The following is a 19413-nucleotide window of genomic DNA, read 5'->3' on the forward strand; positions in this document are numbered from 1 at the left end:
AACATCCTGAAAGGAGGTTAAGTGGGGGTAGTTCAAAAATCCAAATATAGGAATGTATAGCTTGAGCTATCCAATAAATAATAATAACACACGGATTAAATTGCTGGATTTAAATCAGTATTGTCCTTACCAATCGCTAATTGGTGAAGTGTTATTTCAGGTAGACTACCAATTCTGATGTTTACACCAGTTTGGCCCAGTCCTTCACTAATATAAAAAGGACGACCATCATGCGAATGAAGTCCTTTGATAATGTTCATTTTGGCAAGTTTCCCCATTTTAGCAAGATGGTACGCTTTAGGGTAACAGATCTGCCCACCATGGAAATGACCTGCTAACAAATAATCAAAATGGTACTTCTTCATATCAAGTACAATATTAGGATCATGTGTCAGTACTAAATTCGTACCTTTTTGGGTGGATTGATAAGAGCTGAGCAAATCACTACGATTCGTGCTGTAATCATCGATCCCTATAATATTTACTGGTTGATCTTCAATATATATAGTTTTACTGCTATTTTGCATGACCTGGCAATTGTATTCATTTAATGTGTCGATTAATGACTGTAAATGATCGCCTTTTAAAACATAATCGTGATTACCTAAAACCGTGTAAATGCCATACTTAGGATTCAATTTATTAAAAACTTTTAAATAAGGAATAAGCTTTGGGATTGTTCGTTTACGATCAAGAAAATCACCAGTGAGAGCAATTAAATCAATTGCATCATACTTTAGCTTTTCATAAAGCACCTCAGCAGATATCGAGATGTTTTCCAAATGTAAATCAGAAAGATGCAAAATATTCAAGCTTGTAACGGATTCTGTTTCATTGTGATCTATCTTAACGTTTCTTACGACAATATTTTGGGTGTTTTTATATGCTTTAAACATAACTAGACTAACTAGGATTATAAAACTAATTAATAAGAACAAGAACATATTCATCACTCCTCTAGTCCTAATTATACAAGGTTTTATCCTTAATTGTTACGGTAATTCATGGATAGATTTCCAATACAACCAGACATGTATGAGGTGCATCATGACACTAGATTCCAAAAAGATCTTATTTCTCCCTTTTTTAAACATACCTTCAGGCCATCATCAAGTTGCAGATTCCCTTATTCATGAATTGGAATTAAACGAACCAAGCATGAAGTGTGAAAAAGCAGAAATACTTTCCTATAGCTACGGAAAAATTGAAGCTTTAGTCTCAGGTATTTATCTTAAATGGATTCATAAATTTCCCCATGTATATAATTGGATTTATCAGCAAAGTGTTTATAAAAATATTGAACAGCCAAAAAACTTCAAGTTATATGAACTGCTTTTTTTAGCTCAAATGAAACGACTCGTTAAAGAAAAACAACCAGATTGTGTGATTTGCACACATGCGCTGCCATCTTATATGTTAAACGTGATGAAAGAAAAGAGGATACTGAACATACCCGTAATTAATGTGTACACTGACTTTTTTATACATCGCTTTTGGGGAACAGATCAAATTGATTTTCATTTTGTTTCCTCTCCTAATATGAAAGAACTTTTAATAAAAAAAGGAATTCCAGAAGAGCGTATATGGTTTACGGGTATTCCTACCCACCATGAGATTAAGCCTAACAACTTTCATGTTAGGAAAGGTCACACTCCGACATTGTCGATCATGGTAACGGGAGGAAACCTAGGAGTGGGTGCGATGGAAGGTTTGTTACACAATATACAAACGAGTGGTAAAATCAAGTTTTATGTCTTGTGTGGAAAAAACAATGTACTGTATCAAAAACTGAAAAGATTAAATAATAAAAACATTATCCCTTTAGCATATATTACATCCAGAAAAGAAATGAATGAATTATACGATTCAATAGACGGTATTTTAACCAAGCCAGGTGGTGTGACAATCAGTGAGTGTTTAACTAAAAGAATACCTATGTTTATCTATCACGCTTTACCAGGGCAAGAGGTGATTAACCTTGATCAATTACAGCAACTAGGTGTCGTTTATTACCTTAACAATTGGGATGATATCGAAAGTCAATTATTCACTTTTTTTGAAAGTAAAGAACACCTTGAAGAAATAAACAGCAATTTAGAGAATTACCATAAACAACTTACTGATCAAAAAATAACTGAACTTATTAAACAAATTTTGTAAAATTTATTACTAGTAACTCTCGATCATTTGCTATAATTTGTAGTGAACAACAAGAATTGCCCATTACTGTTCATTATAGATTAAAAAAGAAAGCTGGTAATAAATATGGACTACGGCAATTTATACGATACGTATAAACCATTGCTTTTTACAGTAGCTTATCAAATGATAGGTACAATTAAAGAAGCAGAAGATATTGTGCATGATGTTTTCGTGCAGTTAGATAATATCGATCTAACTAATATTGATGATTTGAAAGCATATTTAACAAAAATGACTACTAATAAATGCTTGAATTACCTGAAATCGTCTGTCAAGAAACGTGAAATATATCCAGGTCCCTGGCTACCGGAACCTATTGTTAACCTAGATGAAAATACACCTTTAGACAATCTTCTAAAAGAAGAATCTATTTCATATGCATTTGTAGTACTTCTTCATCAACTAACTGATCTTGAAAGGTGCATTTATTTACTGAGGGAAGTACTTATATTTGATTACAAATTTATCTCTGTGATATTAAATAAGTCAAAACAAAGTTGTAGAAAAGTATATAGTAGAGCAAAGCAAAAATTACAACGAATGAAACCATGTAAAAAAACAGTTAGTAAGGAAGCAGACGAACTAGCTAAAATTTTTTTGCGTGCTGTGGAAAGTGGTAATTTTGAACCTTTCATTGACCACCTTACCAAAGATGTCATCCTCATATCAGATGGAGGAGGCAAAGTGCTTTCAGCTATGTATCCAATTTATAATAAAAATCGTGTAGTTGCCTTTTTACAAGGAATTCATAAAAGAGGGAGTTTTCAAGGGCAGCTTAGAATGGTGAATGTCAATGCCGGCATCGGGATTCTGCAGCAAAAGCAGGGGGAGCCAGTCAAATTGATTACCTTCGATTTTACGGAAACCGGTGTTCAACATATTTATATTGTAATGAACCCCGATAAATTACAAGAAATAGGTCACAATTTCTCCTTTTAATTTGTCTTATAAGTGAAAGCAAAAGAAAGGAGGAAGAGACATGGAACAAAGAATCAACTATGTGGAGGTTGCACCTGATTTAATCAAGCTTATTAGTCAATTGGAGTTGTACAAAAAACGAACAGGATTTGATAAGAAACTGATTGAATTAGTCAAAATTCGCGCATCTCAGCTTAATAATTGTGCGTATTGCATTAATATGCACACAATGGACGCTAGAGCCTTAGGAGAAACCGAACAGAGAATTTATTGCCTCAGTGCGTGGAGAGAGACAGAATTCTATACAGCAAAAGAAAAAGCTGCTTTGGAATTGACTGAGACTGTTACTAACATTGCAGAGCAAGGTGTACCAGATCGAGTATATCAGGAAGTCCGTAAGCATTTCGATGAAAAGCAATATATCGACTTAGTAGGGATTATTATAACAATCAACTGCTGGAACCGATTATCAATTGCAAATCATAATGTTCCAGAGTGAATTTCACTGAAGATTTTCTTAACAGATCTACTCTAGTATGTTTAATGGACATACTAGAGTTTTTTTTTATACATAATCATATTTGCCAATTAGTAATATGAAATATTGGCATCACTAGAATATAATATTCATTTCCTTTATACTATGACTTACAGTATCTATATGAAAAGGTAGTGTTCAATTGAAAGTTATCACAGTTGTTGGAAACAAACCAATGGAATTAAACATTCGAAATGAAAATGATCATCGAATCCCTTTTATCAAGATCGCGCTGAAGCAAAGATTGATTTCGTTCATTGACGAAGGATTAGAATGGGTAATTATGTCCGGTCAAATGGGAATTGAACTATGGGCAGCACAAGTGATAGCAGAATTAAAAGAAGAATATCCGATAAAATTAGGCATATTCCCGCCATTTTTAGAATATGAATCTAGATGGCCGGATGTTTATCAGGAAGCATTTCTGCAAATTATCGAGCAAGCTGATTTTTATCAACCATTGTATAATGAACCATATAAAGCACCCTATCAATTTATTAACAAAGATGTATGGTTTATCGAAAAAACAGATGGATGTTTAGCACTGGTCGATGAAGAATACCCAGGTAGTGCAGGGTATATCTTGGACAAAATGAAAAAGGCTGCAGAAACTTCTAACTATTCGATTTGGTATATTACACCGAATGATTTAGAAGACATTGTCAGGGACCAGCAGGAGTATAATGAAAGTCATTTAGATTAAAAATTGACAACTTATATCTTTTTTGAAAAAATGATAATTAACGATTAAATGAGGTGGAAATAATGGCAAATCAACTAAATGGAAAAGACATTTTAGAGAAGAATTTTAAAACGGCAATGAGAGGATATAATCAGGAAGAAGTGGACGAGTATTTAGATGTGATTATTCAAGATTACGAATATTTCCAGGAAGAAATTAATCGATTACAGCATGAAAATGAACGATTAAGAAAACAATCTGATCACACACGGATTCGTCCGAGTACGTCTAATCATCAAGTTAATTATGACATTTTGAAACGACTATCCAATTTGGAGAAAGCAGTCTTTGGAAAGAAATATGAGGAATAAACTACCATTATATCTTCAGATTTCCATTGACTATTGCTACATTCGTGTTACAATAATGGAGGCTTAAATAAAGAGGAATGAATGTTGAAGTAATCGCTGCACATTTTCATGTGTAGAGGAAAGTCCATGCTCACACAAGCTGAGATGCTTGTAGTGTTCGTGCTTGACGAAATCATAAGTCAAGGTAACCTTTTAGAGGTTAACGGCAGGGAAAACACCTACGTCTTTAGATATGGTGTGAATACCTTGAAAGTGCCACAGTGACGTAGCTAAATAGGAAACTATTTAGGTGGAACGAGGTAAACCCCTCGAGTGAGCAACCCAAATATTGGTAGGGGCATCTTCTATTAGGGAATTCAACCGAACGAAGGACAAGCTTCGAGAGCTTGTAGACAGATGATTACTCCTTTGGTACGAGGCTGACCACCGTTTGCAGTACGACAAGGACAGAACATGGCTTACGTACATTCATTCCGGTCTTAAATAGGATTTCAAACCCCTTTCTTATTAAAAGGGGTTTTGTTGTACATAATAAGAAAAGCGAACCGATGATGACTTACCGTAGGGCGATTCGTGAAATCGCCTAGTTTTTGGGCGCTCGGAGCTAGACAAATATCTTAATTTTATACTTTCTTGTCCTATTATAAAAGAACGGTCCACAAGATGATCAAAAGGAAGGATTTTATTAAATGACAAAAACAGTTACCTTAATTGCTACAGCGGCGATGGGATTAGAGGCGGTTGTGGCAAATGAAGTCCGTCATTTAGGGTATGAAGACGTGACGGTTGAGAATGGCAAAGTAATCTTTGAAGCAGATCACCAGGCGATCGCGCGTTGTAACCTTTGGTTACGAACAGCAGATCGTGTGAAATTACTGATAGGGGAATTTGAAGCAAAAACCTATGATGAATTGTTTGAAGGGATTAAAGCTTTACCCTGGGAGCAATATATTCCGGAAGATGGGAAGTTCCCTGTGACTGGAAAATCACATAAATCAACATTATATAGTGTTCCTGATTGTCAAGCGATTGTTAAAAAGGCAATTGTTGAAAAATTAAAACAGAAACATGGAATTGCTAACTGGTTAGAAGAATCTGGTGCAGAATATAAAATTGAAGCGGCTCTCTTAAAAGACAAAGTAACCGTCACATTAGATACTTCGGGTACTGGTTTACATAAAAGAGGCTACCGTATAGGGCAGGGAGACGCACCATTAAAGGAAACCCTTGCTGCAGCATTAGTACAACTAACTAACTGGCGTGTAGATGAACCATTTTATGATTTGTTTTGCGGTTCGGGCACTATTCCAATTGAAGCAGCATTGATCGGGCAAAATATTGCACCCGGTTTTAACCGATCCTTTGCAGCGGAAGAATGGGAGTTTATTCATTCAGCTGTTTGGGAAAAAGCTTTAGAAGAAGCGGAAGATTTAGCTAATTATGATCAACCACTCGCAATATATGGATCTGATCTTAATCCGAAAATGGTTGAAATTGCACGAGATAATGCAATGGAAGCTGGACTTGCTGATTTAGTGCAATGGAAGCAAATGCAGGCGACGGATTTTCACTCCAATGAAATCGGGGGGTATATTGTCAGTAACCCGCCATATGGTGAGCGAATTGGTGATAAAAAAGAAGTAGAGGAGATGTATCGGAACCTTGGTGAAGTATTGAGAAATTATCCGACATGGAGTATTTATATTCTGACGGCAAACGAAAACTTCGAAGCACTATTCGGTCAAAAAGCTTCCAAGAAACGCAAACTGTTCAATGCGTTTATCAAAACGGATTATTATCAGTATTTTGGAAAGAAAATAAAGAAATAAAAAAAGTATACTATCAATATCAACATTATTCTCTTAATCGGGAGAGTCTGCTGATATACTAAACCCGTTTCATGCAATAATTGAAACGGGTTTTTGGTTATTCATTCATTTATGATGGTACTCTTCAAGCTTCAAATAGCACAAGTTAGCTAAGTGAGGGGCAAGCATTCCCCACCAGGTTCAGAAGGTTTAGAATTTGATCGGCTATCAACTAGCCCAGGCTAAGCCCCATTTAAAATAAACTCACTTTATCTTATCCCATGTATCTACTTGCCCAGCACCTGTATAGGTTGAATATGCAGATCTTATAGGTTTTCCCAATAATCCGGCAATGTGCAAAGATCCGGACATGACTAACATTCCCACACTCCAAACAATCGCTTGAATGATCCCAAGCGTATTGATTTTCTTCGTTAACTTTCGTTCTGTAAGTGATGGAATTAACCATATTAGAAGTGAAAAGAACACTAGACTTCTAATCTAAAAAAATCTATACTAGCGATATAAACAATTTTGTATTCAAGATAAAAAGTTTTTACATGAGTGAGGGATTTCTAGTGAAAGACAGTGAAATATTGGCATATTTCTTAGAAAATTTGTGGTCGAAAGGGTTTAAGTTAACAGATGAAGAAGTTAGCTTCATATATTTTGGGCAAAAATTCACGAATACTTCTGTAGAGCATGTCAAGCTAGCATTATCGTTTACATTACAGCTGCAAATGTCATTTGACAGAAGTTTTTATATTAGTTTACTTGAGTTATTTAGCCGACATAATATTCAAAATAAAAAAGAAGCCATCTTGCTTTTAACACAAAACGGCTTAATGAAATAGTTAGTTATTCAATTTTAGAGCTTTTCGGGCTAACTCATCTGCGTGCTTATTCTGTTTCTCAGGAATCCATTTCATAAAGAAATAGGGAAAAGAACTTGATAAGTGATTAATCTGATTTAAGTATGACTGAAAAACATCTTTTTTTACATAATTTCTTTCAATGGCATCAACTACTACTTTTGCATCTGATCTACAGGAAATGATCTCATCCGGAAAGCGCTCCTTACATAACTCCAACGCTTTAATCACTGCTATAAATTCTGCTTCATGGTTGGAGTATTCTCCGATAAATAGACATTCCTCTATTTGCAATTGTCCAGTTTTGATATAAATGCCGATACCACTTGGACCTGGATTTCCTTGGCTGGCAGCATCTGTATAGACTTCGATCATTATCATCCCCCTAACATTTAGTTCATTTATGTTCAATCTTAGGCTTTATTTTTTTGGCTAGATATAAGAACGGTGTATCTAGTGCAGACACCACAAATTTAATGATATAAGTTGTAAATAAAATACTAAGCCAAGTATTCCATTCATGGACATCATAAAATGCGATCGAACAGAAAATAAGTGTATCAATAAACTGACTGATCATCGTGCTGCCGTTATTGCGGATCCATAGATACTTGTTGGACGGTAATAATTGCTTGATCTTACCATAAATCCAAACATCAATATATTGACTAACAACATAGGCCAGCATACTTCCAATAGCAATGTTCGGAATCAGTTCAAAGATGGTTTCCAGCGCACCTTGTGCAAAATCATCTGCATGTGGGGTGAACCGCAAGACAAATTGCATTACAATTGTCATAATCAGTAGGGAAGAGAACCCCATCCATACAGCTTTTTTCGCCTCTTTCTTACCATGATTTTCATTTAATATATCTGTAGCTAAAAATACCGTTCCATACGTGATATTACCAAGTGTAGCTACTAAACCGAGCATTTCTACTGTTTTTAATACTTGAATATTAGCTATTACAGTAGACATTCCGATCCACACAAATAAACCGGCTTTTCCAAACATTCGATACATCAATAATAATAACGCAAAATTAAGAATAGCAAATAAAATCCATAATAATTCGTTTGCCAATATTTATTCCTGCCTTTCTTCATCAAATTCTTTTCAGTCAATAAATAAAATTACCATAGTTTCAGGATTTATGTAAGAAAAGCGCAAAGCGCCCGTTTAGAAACGTAGCGATTACAGGAATAACTAAGATAAAGGAATCACGGTGAGTTTACTTTCTTCACGAATAAATATAAAAGGCGATGACTGAATCATCGCCTTGTTCATTTTCATTTATTTTTTTTCAACATTAGCAGCTTGTGGGCCTCTTTCACCTTCAACAATTTCAAAAGATACTTCTTGACCTTCTTCTAGCGTTTTGAAACCTTCTTGTTGAATAGCGGAGTAATGTACAAATACATCATTTCCTTCTTCCAACTGAATAAATCCATAGCCTTTCTCTGCGTTGAACCATTTTACTACACCGTTTTCCATGTTATCTTTCCTCCTAAAACCTTTCACGCAAAAACGTGTTAATACAAACAAGATGGCGGATAAAGAAAAAGGTAGCAACCATAGAAGTATAGGATCACCATTCCATTTACTTCTATAGAAGCTACCTGATAATAATGAACCCAAACATCTTCTTTGCTTGTTACTACTATAGCTTATTTTACCAAATACGTCAAGATATTCATATGAGATAAATCCTTTGTTTACAAGGAATAAAACCTTTTCATTTCGAAATGAACATGGTATTGTAATAACAGAATTTTAGTGTAGAGGTGTTACGATTGACAATACTAATTGGCTTAACAGGATGGGGAGATCATCCCACACTTTACGACCATGCAAAGGATAGACAATTCAAATTAACTGCTTATAGTTCACATTTTCCGGTTGTTGAGGTTGACAGCTCTTTTTATGCGATCCAATCTACCGAAAATTATCAAAAATGGGTGAGTGAAACACCTGAAACGTTTTCCTTTGTTATTAAAGCGTATCAAGGTTTAACAGGTCATGATCGCAAACATTTAACCAATCGTGAAGCAAAGGAATTAGTGGATGCTTTTATCAATTCGATTCAACCTGTAATAGCTGCTAACAAATTAAATACGGTATTATTTCAATTTCCACCATGGTTTGACCTAAAACAACGGAACATAAAGAAAATTAGAAAGATTAAACAATGGATGGGCGATATTCCAATTGCGATTGAATTCAGGAATCGAACTTGGTTTGAAGATCATCAACAAGAGACATTGGCATTTTTAAAAGAGATAGGGGTAACACACGTCATATGTGATGAACCTCAAGCAGGAGAAGGATCTGTTCCGACCGTTTTAGAGACAACAAATGACCGCGTATTAATCCGATTCCATGGAAGAAATATTCATGGATGGAATAATCACGGTCAAGAAAATTGGAGGGAGGTTCGCTTTTTATATCGTTATAATCAAACAGAATTACAGAAGTGGGTGAAACGCATACATGAATTAGATAAACAAGCAAGAGAAATAACGATATTGTTTAATAATAATTCAGGCGGAGATGCAGCTGATAATGCTAAACAATTATTGGATTTACTCGATATAACGTATCAAGGATTACATCCTAAACAGATCGACTTTTTTGATTTAATCTAGTATGACTCGTTTCGCTCCTAAGTATCTTTCTGACCAATAACTCATACTTAACTCACTAATATCTACACCGTTAGATTCACTGGCATGAATAAATTTATCATCGCCTAAATAAATTCCAGCATGGGATGGACCTGGTTTATATGTTTCAAAAAATACGATATCTCCCACGGACGGTTGTTCAACTTGCTTGGTGGCATTCCATATTTCACTTACAGTTCGTGGGAGGTTTACACCTAGTTGATTAAATACGTACTGTAAATAACCACTACAGTCAAATCCTGAAGTAGATGTGCCGCCCCACCGGTATGGTGTGCCAAGATGATCTTTCGCACTAGAAATGATTTCACTGACACTCACCGAGGATGCAGAAGATGACGTATTTTCTTCCGATAGAGAACTTTCTTGATCAGCTGCTTCTGAATCTTGATTAGTCGTGTTCTCTGATTTCGCGGAATCCTGTTCGGCTTGCTCTACTTCTACTGATGCTATTTGTGGCGTTTCAGCTGTTTCTTCATGTATCTCTGCTTCAACATGGTGGATTTCCATTCCTGTATCCTGTTTATAAGCTTTTACTGCTTCGTTTGATTTTTCACCATATATACCATCTATATCCTCGCGATAGTAACCAAAATAAAATAGAGCTTCCTGCACCTCTTTGACATCATCTCCACGATCACCAATAGAAAATGTAAGTTCATGTTGTTCTAATATGTCTTCATAATAAGCTTCTTCCTTGTTTATGATGGCTTTTATAGTATCTTTATCCGCTTTTCCATTTTGGTCCATTAAATGGTCTTCTTGGAATTTCTTTAATGCATATTCTGTCAAAACCCCAAACTCTCCATCAATAGAAGAATCATAGTACGATAATCGTTGTAATTTATGTTGCAGCATCCGAACCGATTCATGTTGCATACCGTATTTCAGTACGTCCGATTGCTCTAATATCTCGTTCTGCATCATAGGATAGGCATCGACATAAAAAGAAAAAGGCTGGCTAAATGCAAAACTGTAAGCGACGGAGTGTTTTACTACTCGTGATATTTGATCTTGTAACAACATAAAACCACCCCTTACGAAATAATTACTTACAGAAAAATTTATGTTAAAATGGGGGAAATATGATCTTAAGTTAACTTTGTTACGTATTTGTAATAAAGTGAGGCTTCCATCAGTAGGAATGACCCTAATATGATGGATAACGCTGTGGTAAATGATGGCGAGGAAGGAAGATGAAAGATGTCAATAAGTGAGCAAAACTATTTAGATTTATGCAGAAAAGTACTTGCGGAAGGGACAAAGAAAGATGATCGCACCAACACCGGTACGCTATCGATATTCGGGCATCAAATGCGCTTTGACTTACAAGAAGGATTTCCGTTACTAACAACTAAAAAAGTACCTTTTCGTTTAATTGTTAGTGAGTTATTGTGGTTTATTAAAGGGGATACGAATATTCGTTACCTTTTAAAGCATAATAACAATATTTGGAACGAATGGGCTTTTAAAAATTGGGTGGAAAGTGATGAGTACGATGGACCTGACATGACTGATTTCGGTCATCGTTCACTACAGGATTCCGAATTTAAAAAAACATATGATCAGCAGATGGACATTTTTAAAACGAACATTTTAGAAGATGATGCTTTTGCAAGCAAATTTGGTGATCTAGGCTCTGTATATGGAAAACAATGGCGAGCTTGGAAAACGTCACAAACAGAAACAATTGATCAACTAAAAGATGTGATCGAATCCATTAAACATAACCCTTATTCAAGGAGACATATTGTTTCTGCATGGAATCCAGAAGATGTTCCAAGTATGGCACTACCGCCATGTCACACCCTTTTTCAATTTTATGTAGCAGATGGTAAATTAAGTTGTCAGTTGTATCAAAGAAGTGGTGATATCTTTTTAGGTGTACCGTTTAATATTGCTAGTTATGCGTTGCTCACCGTATTAGTTGCTAATGAATGCGGCTTAGAGCCAGGAGAATTTATTCATACATTCGGTGATGCACATATTTATGCCAATCACCTTGAACAGGTAAAAACCCAATTAGAACGCGAGCCGAGAGCATTACCAACGATTTCTATTAAAGATGGTGTTTCCCTCTTTGATATCGAACTCGAAGACATTAAGCTAGATAATTATCAACCACATCCTGCTATAAAAGCACCAGTCGCAGTATAACAAAAAGGAGGAGCAAAAATGATCTCATTATTATTTGCAATGGGCAAAAATCGCGTGATCGGAAAAGATAACACATTACCATGGCATTTACCTAATGATCTTAAGTTTTTTAAAGAATTAACAACGTCAAATGCGATTATTATGGGAAGAAAAACTTTTGAGTCGATGAATGGTCCTCTGCCAAATCGAGATAATATTGTATTAACGACTAAAAAAGAGTTTAAACATGAACAATGCAAAGTAATTCATTCCGTTGATGCAATTAAAGAAATGGACAAGGCAAATCCCGAAAAAGAATGGTTTGTCATCGGTGGCGAAGAGATTTTTAAGCAGGTGCTAGATTTTGCAGATCGAATTTATATGACCTATATTGATGAAGAGTTTGATGGCGACACTTATTTCCCTGACTTTGATGAACAAGAGTGGTACCTAACAAAGAAAGAAAAAGGCAAAAAAGACGAGAAAAATCGCTACGATTATTACTTTATTCAATATGATCGGAAAAAGTAACCCTATTTTTTAGCGTTAACCAAGACAAGCACGCTAAATCATGGTAAGATAAAAGATGATAATAATTTGATATACATAAAGGGGCGCATAAAAAAATGTTATCTTCTATTGGTATTCCTGGACTGATTTTAATATTAGTTATTGCATTAGTGGTTTTTGGGCCGAAGAAATTGCCTGAAATCGGTAAGGCAACAGGGGAAACATTGCGTGAATTCAAAAAATCTGCACGTGATTTGACAGATGAAGAAGTAGAGAAAAAAGAAAACAATTCGTAATTTTTTGACCAATAAATGAGGTGGATGTCATGTTATCTAATATTGGCTTTCCAGGGTTATTTTTAATATTAGTTATTGCATTGATTATTTTTGGTCCTTCGAAATTACCAGAGATCGGTAAAGCTGTTGGCCATTCTTTACGTGAGTTTAAAAAAGCTACTCATGACATTATGAATGAAGATAAAGATAATTCAGGCAAATAAGGTACAAAAAGATGTAAAAGACATTCTTTTACATCTTTTTCTTGCACGTTAGTAGAACTAAAATAGATCAAAACAGAAATTCAACGTAGCAACAATTTTAAATGCATAAAGTACGAGAAAAACGAAGGCTGTCCCATTACTTGGTGATATGCCACGTTTTCGTTACATATATCACTTGCTTATGATGAAGGGACGTTTAAAATGGAGCAAGACAAATCATTACCAAATGAGAAGGAAATGGGTTATTTAGACCATTTCGCTGAATTACGCAATCGGCTGTTATGGACTGCACTAGTATTTGTATTGTTTTTTATTGGTGGACTTTATTTTGTCGAAGATATTAGGAATTTCTTTTTAAATGATATAGATATCACATTAAATCTCATTTCACCTGAAGAAATTATTTGGATCATTTTCATGATTGCTTTTGTTGTTGCCTTTGCTGCAACATTACCATTTCTATGTATGCAATTATGGTTATTCGTTAAACCCGGTTTAACGAAAAGAGAGCAACGAATTTCCTTGGCTTATATTCCAGTTATTTTTATTTTATTCGTATCTGGACTAACCTTTGGCTATTTCATCTTTATACAGCTGATTCTTCCATTTGTATTATCTTTAAATGATGGCATGTTTGATACGATGTTTACAGTAGAAAACTATTTCCGCTTTATATTTAAAGTGACAATGCCATTTGCTGTATTTTTTGAAGTCCCAGTTATTACGATGTTTTTAACGAGTCTAGGGATTGTTACACCACAATTTTTAAGCAAAACAAGAAAGTACGGTTATTTTATCCTTGTTATTATCGGAACCATGATTTCACCACCAGATTTTATCTTACAAATTGTCGTTGCGATTCCGTTAATCATACTTTATGAAATCAGTATCATGTTATCACGAATAGTATACCGAAAAAAACAAGAACAGCATCGTGAATTTATGGAAAATTAACACGAGGGATTGAGGAAACGTATGAAGTCTTTTTATCACTTTATGATGCGTTATCGTGGAAATAAACAACTTGATGATGCCCGAAGGTTAGCTGATTGGATGTTTTATGATCATGACTTTCCCAAGCATTCTCACGATTATTATGAAATTAGCAGTTATCTGGAATGGCATACTCCTTTTCCAGAAGCGATTGCAACATATGATCATTTATGGGAGGCGTATATAGATGAAGAAAAGCCATGAGTGTCGCTAACCACTCATGGCTTTTCCTACTCATGCAATAATTCTATTGCTACAATATTTTCAATTGGGACTTTTCGTTGTAAAGCTCCTTCTTGAATAGTTAGCTTTCTTGCGATTGGGTCCATTTTAATAATATGGCCAATAGCGGACTTAAAAGAGCTATTTTGGTAGTAGTTTAATGTTATCTTTTGTTGAGCATGTATCGCTTGCTGTAACGTTAACTCCATTTCGTTGACGTAATCTTCGTCTAAAATAGGCTTTTCCTTAAGGGGTTCGTCAGCAAAGAAATCTTGAAGCATTTCAACATGCTCAGGCAACATTAAAGAAGCCCATTTTATTTTACCTCGATCATGTACCAAACAAATCACCTCAGTATTATTATACGCGAACATTCGTTCTTAATCAATAGACTTCGATCACCTGTTCGTGTATAATAAATAGTGAAAATATGGAAGGGATGTGAATGCGACTATGAAGATTTTACATACTGCAGATTGGCATTTAGGAAAGATTGTTCATGGATTACACATGACAGAAGATCAAGGTAAAGTTCTCCAGCATTTGATTGAAATTATCGAAGCAGAAAAACCGGATGTAATCATCATTGCAGGTGACCTTTATGATCGAGCAGTGCCACCAAGAGAGGCTGTTGAATTATTAAACTCATTTTTTACTACAGTATCCGTTGAAATGGAGATCCCGATCGTTGCTATTTCTGGTAATCATGACAGTCCTGATCGGCTCGGGTTTGGAGCAAGTTTGTTTCGATCCAAACAATTATATTTAGCAACATCCATTGAGGATGTGTTTCAACCCATCCATTTTAATGAAGGCGAACATGATGTCTATTTTCATTTAGTGCCCTATATTGAACCAGAACAAGTGAAGTACTATTTTCAAGACGATTCCATCGAAACACATCAACAAGCGATGGAGCGGATAGTGAGAGAGATTGAAGTACAAATGACGGATCAAGCTCAACATATTTTAGTTGGACATGCCTTTATTGCGGGCGGAATGGAATCGGAGTCTGAAGAAAGACTCACGATGATTGGTGGTACTCCTTATATCGATGCTTCTATATTTAAATCTTTTGATTACATTGCCTTAGGACATCTTCATCAACCTCAAAAAATTAAAAATGATTTTATCCGGTATAGCGGGTCAATCATGAAATATTCCTTTTCAGAAGCAAACCATAAAAAATCTGTCGCCATCTTAGAATTAGATGGTACTGAGAAAACAGTATACACGATTCCTTTAAACGCGCCAAAAGACTTACGAATTGTAGAAGGATACTTTGAAGAATTATTAGCGGAAAAAGTAGTGAAAGCGACCGAAGATTACTTGCAAATAAGATTGCTAGATGATGGACAAATCATAGATCCTGTTACAAAACTTCGTAAGCTTTTCCCTAATATTTTACGGTTAGAACGAAAACAACATGTAGTTCATCAATCTCTTAAAGAAATTCAATCAATAAAGGAAAAACAGAAAATGACCCATGAACAACTATTTGCATCGTTTTACAAAGAGATCAAAGGATCGGAACTTTCCGCAGAACGGGCGAAATATGTACAAGACGTAATACAAAAAGTTATGGTAGAAGAGAGGGAGAAATAGTATGCGCGCTTTGAACCTTGAATTAACCGCATTTGGACCCTATCGAAAACAACAACAAATAGATTTTACCGATTTAGGGGAAGAGCCGATATTTCTGATTACCGGTCCAACTGGTGCTGGGAAAACAACGATTTTTGATGCGATTTGCTATAGTTTATATGGCAAAGCTAGTGGAACTGACCGAGATCAGGATGGATTTCGTAGTCACTTCGCCAATGTTTCTGAACTGACATCCGTTCATTTTACCTTTGAATTACATCATAAAACGTATCGTGTTATTCGTAGTCCCAAACAACAAAAACCGAAAGCAAGAGGAGAAGGGTATACAGAAGAAGCGGCTAGTGCAAGTCTTTATCTCTATAATCAAAAGCAGCAGTGGGAATTAATCGTTTCGAAAATAAAAGATGTCAATGAAACGATCGAAGAAATGATCGGCCTTGATTACGAGCAATTTAAGAAGATGATTATGATTCCTCAAGGAGAATTTCGTAAATTAATCTCTGAAAATAGTAAAGAACGCGAAGAGGTACTTCAAAAAATCTTCCGGACTTATTTTTATAAAAATATTACTGATAAATTAAAAGAACAAGCCAAAGCTTTGGAAGAGCAATTAGAAAAGCTTGATTGGCAATATCAGCAAGAGTTAAATAAGCTCCCTAATGAGATAATTGATCCTGACTCCGATAAAAAGATAAACGAACAGTTAGAAAATCACTATCTCAAGCTAGAAGAACGAAAAGCAACGCTAACGAAAGAACTAGAGCAAGTAAACAAACAATTAACCTATTTACATGAACAATATTACCAGCAAAAGAAACTCGTAGATCATTTTGATGAGTATGAACAACTGCTAGAAAAGCAGAAACTGTTACAGCAAAAGCAAAAAGAAATAGATTTATTACATGAAAAACTCGAACTGGCAAAAACAGCTGAAAAAATAAAGCCTTTAGAAGAATTAATGCAGACAAGGCAACAAGAGTGGCAAACTCAACAACGGAAGCTTGAAGCTCTAACCACACAACAGCAGGAAATGCAATTTCATTTCGAACAAACTAAAGATAAATATGAAGTAGAGCAAAAGAAAGAGCAAGAACGTGAAGCCTTACAATTTCAATTTAAAGAGCAACAGCAATTACTAGCGAAAATGGATGAATTGGAAGCTGCCGGAACAGAATTAAATAAATTGGACGAGACAAGAAAGCGAATAAAAGAAAAACAAAATTTATTAGAAAATAAAGTAAAAGAACTGGAACAAATGAAAGAAACGAGTTACGAGATCAGAGATAAGATCCATGAATTAAAAAGCATATTGCAACAACTACATCATGATAAAGAACAACTACAACGAAAAGCTGCGGATATGCGAGATTTAAAGGATGAATATCGAGAGTTACTCGTATTAAGAAAAGATTATCAGCAATACCAAAATGTAGTTAATAAATTGCAAACAAAAGTTGATGCACAGAAAAAGAAATGTGAACAGCTTGAACAGGAAAGAAAAAAACATTTTGCAAGTTATTTGGCAGCATCATTAGAAGATGGAGATCAATGTCCGGTCTGTGGATCTATTCATCATCCTGAGCTCGCCAATATGGAAAATTCCACTATCTCGGATGAAATGATTGAACAAGAGACCCAATATCTTTCTACGTTACAAGAAGAAACTAAAAATATGCAAATGACACTTCTGCAAATTAAAGAGCAAGGTGAAGGGAAGAGGCAAATTGTTACACGGTTAATGCAAGCATTAAATATCGATACAGAACAGGTGACAAAAGAACAATTGCAACAAATAGATACATTTCTACGCGAAAGCATCCAAAACAATAATAATGAAACAGAAAAGCATAACACTAATGTTCAAGATTTACAAAAGCAGTTCAACCAAATACAAACGGCAATTAAGGATTATGATCGATTAAAACAAGAATTAGGGCAAATCCAAGATAAGTATCAGGAATTAAGTAATGAATACCATCAAATACATGCTAAATATATACAGCTTCAAGCACTGCTTCCAGCAGATGTGGAATCACCTGCTGCTTTTAAGCAACAAGTTATGAAATTGGAGAAGAAACTCAATGATAAAATACAGCAGTGGAAAAACATCCAGGCTCTTTATGAAAAAATGATCGAGGAAAAGAACAAGGTGGACACTCAATATCAGGAGGCAAAACAGTTTGCGAATCAGTTACAAGAAAAATACGTACAACAAGAAGAAAAATTTCATCAAGCTCTTGCCAATTATCAATTTGCCTCCATTACAGACTACAAACAAGCACTGCTTCCTTTTGATAAGCAACAAAAAATAGAACAGGAGATATCGCAGCATAATGAGCAAAAAAACCTAGTAATAAATCGGTTAGACAATCTAAAAAAATGGATAGACGATACAGAAAAACCTGATTTAACAAAAATAGAAGAAAAGATAGCACAAGTGGAAAAAGAAAAAGATGAAAAGAATAAACAGATTCAATCTATTGTATTTGAAATCGAACAGTTAGTTGATACGGTTCGCAATATAAAAGGGTTGGAAGAAAAAATGAAGGAAATAAACGATGATTATTATCACATCGGAGAGTTAGCTGATCTAGCGAGAGGTGATAATACGGCAAGGCTTTCATTTGAACGATTTGTACTATCGACTTTTCTGGATGAGATATTGTTACAGGCAAATATACGTCTGGATCAAATGACAGACCATCGTTATCAATTAATTCGAAGTGAAGAGTTGGCAAAACGTGGTGCACAGAGTGGTCTTGATCTTGAGGTGCTTGATCATTATACCGGTAAGAAAAGGTCAGTAAAAACCCTTTCTGGTGGGGAAGGATTCAAAGCGGCTCTTAGCTTGGCATTAGGAATGGCTGATATTGTCCAAGCTCATGCAGGCGGTGTACAATTGGATACGTTATTTATTGATGAAGGGTTTGGTACACTTGATGAGGTATCACTGGAGCAAGCTATTAAATGTTTGAAAGACTTGCAACAAGATCACCGAGTCATCGGCGTTATTTCCCATGTTGCACAATTAAAAGAAGAAATTAAAGCAAAACTAGTAGTGGAATCATCTCCTAACGGTTCTACTGCGAAGTTTAGAATAGGCTAAAAACACGCATAATGATACAAAATTCAACAAAAACAATATAAATGCTGTCAAAACATGCGCTTACCCAGGAAATATTATTTGTTATCAAATGTTCATTCCCCGTTATAGAAATCATCCTTTTCATCCTATATGATAAAATTATCTATAAAGGTACAGAAGAGGAATAATGATGTTATCAGCAGTACTTTTTGATCTAGTACTAGAACAATAATTATTACATCTGATGTTATATCAGAATAATAGAGTTATAGAACAGTGGTATACACGTA

The 19413-nt window shown here is 35.2% G+C and carries 23 protein-coding genes and 1 other RNA gene; 17 read left to right on the top strand and 7 right to left on the bottom strand.

All coding sequences use genetic code 11. From position 1 onward, the window contains the following. Positions 1 to 95: 95 nt before the first annotated feature. Positions 96 to 944, bottom strand: a complete 849-nt coding sequence (locus GH715_RS10070) for a metallophosphoesterase (RefSeq protein ID WP_153835294.1) — start codon at positions 942 to 944, stop codon at positions 96 to 98. Positions 945 to 1047: 103 nt separating this feature from the next. Here GH715_RS10070 and GH715_RS10075 point away from each other — a divergent pair, with 103 nt between their 5' ends. The 7 genes from GH715_RS10075 to GH715_RS10105 all read left to right on the top strand — a co-directional run bounded on the left by GH715_RS10075 (position 1048) and on the right by GH715_RS10105 (position 6540). Beyond that, positions 1048 to 2160 (top strand): MGDG synthase family glycosyltransferase, encoded by a 1113-nt coding sequence (locus tag GH715_RS10075; RefSeq protein ID WP_153835293.1) that lies wholly within the window; start codon positions 1048 to 1050, stop codon positions 2158 to 2160. Positions 2161 to 2265: 105 nt separating this feature from the next. Then, entirely contained in the window at positions 2266 to 3141 is an 876-nt protein-coding gene (locus tag GH715_RS10080) for a sigma-70 family RNA polymerase sigma factor (RefSeq protein WP_153835292.1), read from the top strand. A 40-nt stretch (positions 3142 to 3181) separates the two neighbouring features. Then, positions 3182 to 3619 carry a carboxymuconolactone decarboxylase family protein gene (locus GH715_RS10085; RefSeq protein WP_153835291.1) on the top strand — a complete coding sequence of 146 codons (438 nt, stop codon included), beginning with the start codon at positions 3182 to 3184 and terminating at the stop codon, positions 3617 to 3619. Positions 3620 to 3800: 181 nt separating this feature from the next. Beyond that, positions 3801 to 4361: an SLOG family protein gene (locus GH715_RS10090; protein WP_153835290.1), complete on the top strand. Its 561-nt coding sequence runs from the start codon at positions 3801 to 3803 to the stop codon at positions 4359 to 4361. A 62-nt stretch (positions 4362 to 4423) separates the two neighbouring features. Beyond that, a complete protein-coding gene (gene gpsB / locus GH715_RS10095; RefSeq protein ID WP_018933762.1) occupies positions 4424 to 4711 on the top strand; it encodes a cell division regulator GpsB in 288 nt (95 codons plus the stop codon). A gap of 80 nt (positions 4712 to 4791) precedes the next feature. Beyond that, positions 4792 to 5177: RNase P RNA component class B (rnpB, locus tag GH715_RS10100), an RNA gene on the top strand. Positions 5178 to 5400: 223 nt separating this feature from the next. Beyond that, positions 5401 to 6540 (top strand): THUMP domain-containing class I SAM-dependent RNA methyltransferase, encoded by a 1140-nt coding sequence (locus GH715_RS10105; protein ID WP_153835289.1) that lies wholly within the window; start codon positions 5401 to 5403, stop codon positions 6538 to 6540. A 243-nt stretch (positions 6541 to 6783) separates the two neighbouring features. Here GH715_RS10105 and GH715_RS10110 read toward each other — a convergent pair whose 3' ends face one another. After that, the gene (locus GH715_RS10110) at positions 6784 to 7008 is read right to left on the bottom strand and encodes a cbb3-type cytochrome c oxidase subunit I (RefSeq protein WP_324186987.1); all 225 of its coding nucleotides are present in this window, start codon (positions 7006 to 7008) and stop codon (positions 6784 to 6786) included. Positions 7009 to 7097: 89 nt separating this feature from the next. Between GH715_RS10110 and GH715_RS10115 the strand changes: the two genes are divergently transcribed. Then, complete coding sequence (locus tag GH715_RS10115) at positions 7098 to 7373, top strand: DUF6123 family protein (RefSeq protein ID WP_018933768.1); 276 nt, start codon at positions 7098 to 7100, stop codon at positions 7371 to 7373. Here GH715_RS10115 and GH715_RS10120 read toward each other — a convergent pair whose 3' ends face one another. From GH715_RS10120 to GH715_RS10130, 3 genes are all read right to left on the bottom strand, one after another. Further along, on the bottom strand, positions 7374 to 7766 hold the full coding sequence (locus tag GH715_RS10120; RefSeq protein ID WP_153835287.1) for a ribonuclease HI family protein: 393 nt from the start codon (positions 7764 to 7766) through the stop codon (positions 7374 to 7376). A 22-nt stretch (positions 7767 to 7788) separates the two neighbouring features. After that, positions 7789 to 8475 (bottom strand): queuosine precursor transporter, encoded by a 687-nt coding sequence (locus GH715_RS10125; protein ID WP_018933770.1) that lies wholly within the window; start codon positions 8473 to 8475, stop codon positions 7789 to 7791. Between the two features lie 210 nt (positions 8476 to 8685). Next, complete coding sequence (locus tag GH715_RS10130) at positions 8686 to 8886, bottom strand: cold-shock protein (protein WP_018933771.1); 201 nt, start codon at positions 8884 to 8886, stop codon at positions 8686 to 8688. 299 nt (positions 8887 to 9185) lie between these two features. On the opposite strand from GH715_RS10130, the gene GH715_RS10135 reads away from it, so the two are divergent. Then, positions 9186 to 10037, top strand: a complete 852-nt coding sequence (locus GH715_RS10135) for a DUF72 domain-containing protein (RefSeq protein WP_153835286.1) — start codon at positions 9186 to 9188, stop codon at positions 10035 to 10037. Here GH715_RS10135 and GH715_RS10140 read toward each other — a convergent pair. Further along, positions 10029 to 11099 carry a C40 family peptidase gene (locus tag GH715_RS10140; protein WP_153835285.1) on the bottom strand — a complete coding sequence of 357 codons (1071 nt, stop codon included), beginning with the start codon at positions 11097 to 11099 and terminating at the stop codon, positions 10029 to 10031. The genes GH715_RS10135 and GH715_RS10140 overlap by 9 nt on opposite strands. Positions 11100 to 11276: 177 nt before the next feature. Between GH715_RS10140 and GH715_RS10145 the strand changes: the two genes are divergently transcribed. The 6 genes from GH715_RS10145 to GH715_RS10170 all read left to right on the top strand — a co-directional run bounded on the left by GH715_RS10145 (position 11277) and on the right by GH715_RS10170 (position 14415). Next, on the top strand, positions 11277 to 12230 hold the full coding sequence (locus tag GH715_RS10145; protein WP_153835284.1) for a thymidylate synthase: 954 nt from the start codon (positions 11277 to 11279) through the stop codon (positions 12228 to 12230). Positions 12231 to 12248: 18 nt separating this feature from the next. Continuing rightward, positions 12249 to 12740 (top strand): dihydrofolate reductase, encoded by a 492-nt coding sequence (locus GH715_RS10150; protein ID WP_153835283.1) that lies wholly within the window; start codon positions 12249 to 12251, stop codon positions 12738 to 12740. Between the two features lie 95 nt (positions 12741 to 12835). Further along, entirely contained in the window at positions 12836 to 13015 is a 180-nt protein-coding gene (locus GH715_RS10155) for a twin-arginine translocase TatA/TatE family subunit (protein ID WP_018933776.1), read from the top strand. A gap of 29 nt (positions 13016 to 13044) precedes the next feature. After that, positions 13045 to 13218, top strand: coding sequence for a twin-arginine translocase TatA/TatE family subunit (locus GH715_RS10160; RefSeq protein ID WP_153835282.1), 174 nt, complete (start codon positions 13045 to 13047; stop codon positions 13216 to 13218). 201 nt (positions 13219 to 13419) lie between these two features. Further along, a complete protein-coding gene (gene tatC / locus GH715_RS10165; protein WP_153835281.1) occupies positions 13420 to 14172 on the top strand; it encodes a twin-arginine translocase subunit TatC in 753 nt (250 codons plus the stop codon). Positions 14173 to 14193: 21 nt separating this feature from the next. After that, positions 14194 to 14415, top strand: coding sequence for a YozE family protein (locus GH715_RS10170; protein WP_018933779.1), 222 nt, complete (start codon positions 14194 to 14196; stop codon positions 14413 to 14415). Between the two features lie 26 nt (positions 14416 to 14441). On the opposite strand, the gene GH715_RS10175 is transcribed toward GH715_RS10170, so the two are convergent. Further along, complete coding sequence (locus GH715_RS10175; RefSeq protein ID WP_163578586.1) at positions 14442 to 14774, bottom strand: YolD-like family protein; 333 nt, start codon at positions 14772 to 14774, stop codon at positions 14442 to 14444. 112 nt (positions 14775 to 14886) lie between these two features. Here GH715_RS10175 and GH715_RS10180 point away from each other — a divergent pair, with 112 nt between their 5' ends. Both GH715_RS10180 and GH715_RS10185 read left to right on the top strand, forming a co-directional pair. After that, complete coding sequence (locus GH715_RS10180; RefSeq protein ID WP_153835279.1) at positions 14887 to 16038, top strand: exonuclease SbcCD subunit D; 1152 nt, start codon at positions 14887 to 14889, stop codon at positions 16036 to 16038. 1 nt (position 16039) lies between these two features. Beyond that, entirely contained in the window at positions 16040 to 19144 is a 3105-nt protein-coding gene (locus GH715_RS10185) for an AAA family ATPase (RefSeq protein WP_153835278.1), read from the top strand. Positions 19145 to 19413: the final 269 nt, after the last annotated feature.

It is taken from the genome of Gracilibacillus thailandensis (assembly GCF_010994055.1).
Classification (GTDB): Bacteria; Bacillota; Bacilli; order Bacillales; family Amphibacillaceae; genus Gracilibacillus; species Gracilibacillus lacisalsi.